The organism is Aquiflexum sp., assembly GCF_041751335.1.
Taxonomy (GTDB): domain Bacteria; phylum Bacteroidota; class Bacteroidia; order Cytophagales; family Cyclobacteriaceae; genus Aquiflexum.
The window spans coordinates 1-4,061 of the sequence record NZ_JBGSXS010000275.1 but is presented as its reverse complement, the minus strand read 5'-3'; the positions used below and the strand labels follow the sequence as shown (position 1 = coordinate 4,061).

General features: G+C 39.6%; 5 protein-coding genes. All 5 read left to right on the top strand.

All coding sequences use genetic code 11. The features are described from left to right. The coding region (egtD, locus tag ACEW8U_RS15520) for an L-histidine N(alpha)-methyltransferase (RefSeq protein WP_373522967.1) at positions 1 to 882 on the top strand (882 nt) is incomplete at its 5' end. A gap of 150 nt (positions 883 to 1,032) precedes the next feature. Beyond that, positions 1,033 to 1,242 carry a DUF2892 domain-containing protein gene (locus tag ACEW8U_RS15515; RefSeq protein WP_373522966.1) on the top strand — a complete coding sequence of 70 codons (210 nt, stop codon included), beginning with the start codon at positions 1,033 to 1,035 and terminating at the stop codon, positions 1,240 to 1,242. A 186-nt stretch (positions 1,243 to 1,428) separates the two neighbouring features. After that, the gene (locus tag ACEW8U_RS15510) at positions 1,429 to 2,838 is read left to right on the top strand and encodes a Gfo/Idh/MocA family protein (protein WP_373522965.1); all 1,410 of its coding nucleotides are present in this window, start codon (positions 1,429 to 1,431) and stop codon (positions 2,836 to 2,838) included. 12 nt (positions 2,839 to 2,850) lie between these two features. Beyond that, complete coding sequence (locus ACEW8U_RS15505; RefSeq protein ID WP_373522964.1) at positions 2,851 to 3,501, top strand: hypothetical protein; 651 nt, start codon at positions 2,851 to 2,853, stop codon at positions 3,499 to 3,501. A gap of 230 nt (positions 3,502 to 3,731) precedes the next feature. Beyond that, positions 3,732 to 4,061, top strand: a 330-nt coding sequence (locus ACEW8U_RS15500; RefSeq protein ID WP_373522963.1) for a serine hydrolase domain-containing protein, incomplete at its 3' end; no start/stop codon positions are given.

Here is a 4,061-nt window from a genome sequence, read left to right as displayed (position 1 = left end):
CAGAAACATTTACCTTCCAAATATTTCTATGACGACAAAGGGTCAAGGATCTTTCAGGAGATTATGCGCATGGAAGAATACTATCTTCCCAAGTGTGAAATGGAAATCCTAAATGAACAATCCCAACAGATTTCAAATGAGATATCCCACAAGGAGTTTGATATTATTGAACTGGGTGCCGGTGATGGAAGCAAGACCTCAATTTTTTTAAAAGCCGTGCTTGAGGCAGGTAAAAAGATCACCTATATCCCGATGGATATTTCGTCTGATATTCTAGAAATCAATCGAAATTACATTAAAGAACTACTCCCTGATTTACCTTTCGAACCACTAGCTGGTGATTATTTACAAACGATCAAAACACTTGCCTCAAAATCAAAACCAAGATTGGTGATGTTTATGGGCAGTAACATTGGGAATTTCCCCGGTGAAAAGGCGATTGAGTTTATCCAATTTGTCAATGATTACTTAAATCCCGGAGATTTTTTCCTCATGGGAGTGGACCTAAAGAAAAACCCACGCGTCATCAGAGCGGCTTACAATGATAAAGGAGGAGTGACAAAGCGTTTTAACCTGAACTTATTGGAAAGGATCAACCGCGAGTTGGGAGGGGATTTCGATCTAAATGCATTTGAGCATTATGGGATGTACAATCCTTTGGATGGTGCTGCCTTGAGTTTTTTGGTCAGTATGGATGAGCAGGATGTCCATATCGCTGAACATATTTTTCACTTTGATAAATATGAAACTATTCATACCGAGGTTTCACAGAAATATAGCCTAAAGGAATTGGATCAGTTGGCAGTTAAAACAGGATTTTCTTGGGATAAACATTTTCAGGATAGTATGGGGTATTACTCTTTGAGTTTGTTTAGGAAGTGAAATGGGACTTTTGTCACATTAATTCCATGGATTGTTAAGTAACTTGTACCAAAATCAAAACCGATTTGAAATTACTGACCGTCTGTCTGATTTGTCTAGTCTTCATTGTTGGTTTGATATTTCTATTTCAACTATAAACACACCTATAATATGAGAAAGAACATGGGGAACACGGACAGGATTATCCGTACCCTTATTGCCGTAATAGCAGCTTATCTATACTTCTCCGGTACAATCCCTGGTACTTTGGGAATTTTACTGGTCGTAGTAGCTGCTGTATTTCTGTTGACCTCATTGGTTAGCTTTTGCCCTTTATATACCCTTATAGGCCTGAATACTTGTCCTGCAAAAAAAGCCTAGAGATTAAATTAAACCCAAATCAAAGCTCATCGATGGACCATTTCATTGATGAGCTTTTTGTTTTTTATATAAACAGCATTGCCCAAAAAAGAATAAAAGCTAAATTCAAGCTCAATTTACCCAAATTCCTAGACTGAATCTTTTTTCAATCTAAAATCTACAATCTACAATCTAAAATTCTACCCCATGAGCAATAACCGTAGAGATTTCCTCAAACTTGCCGGACTTGGTCTGGTAGGCGCAACCGTCCCAAATTTTTCCAAAGCTGAATCACCAGAACAATTATTTCATTTGAGTACAAAAAACCATAGTCAGTTGTTCAATATGAGTGGCTATGCCGCGCCGAAGTTGAATACCGTCAGGGTAGGGATTATAGGTTTGGGACAAAGGGGGCCTGGTGCTGTGGATAGATTGAGCAAAATTGAAGGAGTGGAAATCAAGGCGCTTTGTGACCTGATTCCTGAAAGGGTAGATAAAATAAAGACCAAACTTCAGGGAACCAAACACAAGCCTGAAGGCTATTCGGGCTCTGCTTATTCCTGGAAAAAATTGGTTGAGAGGAGTGATCTTGATTTGATCTATATAACCACTCCTTGGGATTGGCATACGCCCATGGCAGTTTACGCCATGGAATCAGGAAAACATGCAGCAGTGGAAGTCCCCGCTGCAAAGACTTTGGAAGAGTGCTGGCAATTGGTGGAGATATCTGAAAAAACCAAGAAGCATTGTATGATGCTTGAAAACTGTTGCTACGACTTTTTTGAGCTGATGACATTGAGTATGAAGCGGGATGGGTTTTTTGGGGAAATTATCCATACAGAAGGAGCTTATATCCATGATTTGTTGTGGTTGAATTTTAGGAAAGAAAGTGAGGGTGGCTATCAGGATATGTGGCGATTGAAAGAAAACTATAGAGACGGAAATCTTTACGCTACCCATGGATTAGGTCCCGTCTGTCAGATTATGGATATCAACAGGGGTGATCAGATGGATTTCCTGACTTCTCTTTCCAGTGCTGATTTCCATATGGCTGCCAAGGCAAGGGAATTAGCTGAAAATGACAATTATTTTGCTCCATTTGCTGAAAAAAAGTTCGGTGGAAATATGAATACGACAATGGTCAAAACCAAAAAAGGCCGGTCTATTATGATTCAGCATGATGTAACTTCCCCAAGACCTTATTCAAGATTACATACCGTCAGTGGAACAGAGGGATATGCACAAAAATACCCAAATCCAAAAGTGGCAAAAGGTCACGATTGGATGAAAGATGAAGAAATGAGGGCTTTGGAAGAAAAGTATACCCCCGAGATAGTCAAAAAGGTAGGTGAGCTTGCCAAGCAGATCGGTGGTCATGGAGGGATGGATTTTATGATGGATTGGAGATTGATCGATTGTCTGCGCAATGGACTTCCCTTGGACCAGGATGTCTACGATGCAGCCCTTTGGTCAGCGGTTTCTCCTTTGAGCGAATGGTCTGTTGCCCACAGGTCCAATTCCATTGATGTACCCGACTTTACCGGCGGAAGCTGGAAAAATAACAAGCCTGTTGAGATTACCCTGAAAGGTGGAGGTACGACTAAGGTGATTGTTTAAGTATTGATTATAATGGTAGAGCAATTTATAAATCAACCTTTCGATACTTTTCAAAGGCTTAGAAAATCCGTGGGTTTTTTGGCCTTTACGCTTCCATTGATTCTTTTGATATACGCTGCCGTTTTTGGAGAATGCAAAACAATACAATATTCCTTGTCCGATTATTATTACACAGCTTCAGGTGATGTTTTTGTCGGGGTGATATTAAGCATTTCTTTCTTTCTGATAGCCTACAAAGGTTATGATAGGGTGGATCAATGGTTGACGAATGCTGCTGGTTTCTGCGCTGTTTTGGTGGCTTTATTGCCTGCAGGCCAAAATATGAATGAGCAGTGTAGTGTTAGGGATGTGGAGGAGTTTGCCTGGAGGTCTACAGCTCATAATGTACTGGCTGTTCTGTTTTTCTTGATCTTAGCTTATATGTCCTATTTTCAATTTACCAAGACTTCAGGAAATATGACTATACAAAAAGTAGATAGGAATAAAATATATCGTATCTGTGCGATTTTCATGATAGTGGCTTTGGCATTGATCCCGATATTTTCAGTAATCTCAATATTCCCCAAAGTCATTTTCTGGATGGAATGGGTAGCCATGGCAGCATTCGGGTTTTCTTGGTTGACGAAGGGAGAATTTATTTTGGCTGATAAAGAGGTCGGTTGATAAGAGAGGCGAGAGGCAAGAGATTAGAAACGAGAGCCTAGGGCCAAGAGTAAAGAACCAAGAGCTAAAACCTCCTCCGAGTGCCTGGGTTTCGAGAAGCGAGTCCAGGTAGCTTGGGATGGAAATGAGGCATAGTGAAGGAGAAAAGTTTCAATTCCATATAAAGTCAGATCAATTTGAATTAAATTGATTTATAAATTATTGAGCAATACCAATTAATGATGTTCTATATGCAAAAATATATCCAATTCATTCTATATATGCTCTTTTTGGTCGTCCTCTTAGGTTGCCAAGACCAAACGGAAAAGAGAATTGATGAGATTTTTTCCCAATGGAATTCTCATGATTCACCTGGTGCGGCAGTAGCTGTGGTCAAAAACGGGAAAACTATTTTCAAGAAAGGTTATGGTATAGCTAATCTCGAATACGGCATCCCAATAACCCCTTCCACCATTTTTCATATTGCCTCTATATCCAAACAATTTACTGTATTTAGTATTTTGCTTTTGGAAAAAGAGGGGAAACTATCTATGGAAGATGATATCAGAAAGTATGTTCCA

Excerpts from the sequence above, each read along its gene's own strand:
- ACEW8U_RS15515 (WP_373522966.1), top strand. The coding sequence starts at position 1,033 with ATGAGAAAGAACATGGGGAACACGGACAGGATTATCCGTACCCTTATT.
- ACEW8U_RS15510 (WP_373522965.1), top strand. The coding sequence starts at position 1,429 with ATGAGCAATAACCGTAGAGATTTCCTCAAACTTGCCGGACTTGGTCTG.
- ACEW8U_RS15505 (WP_373522964.1), top strand. The coding sequence starts at position 2,851 with ATGGTAGAGCAATTTATAAATCAACCTTTCGATACTTTTCAAAGGCTT.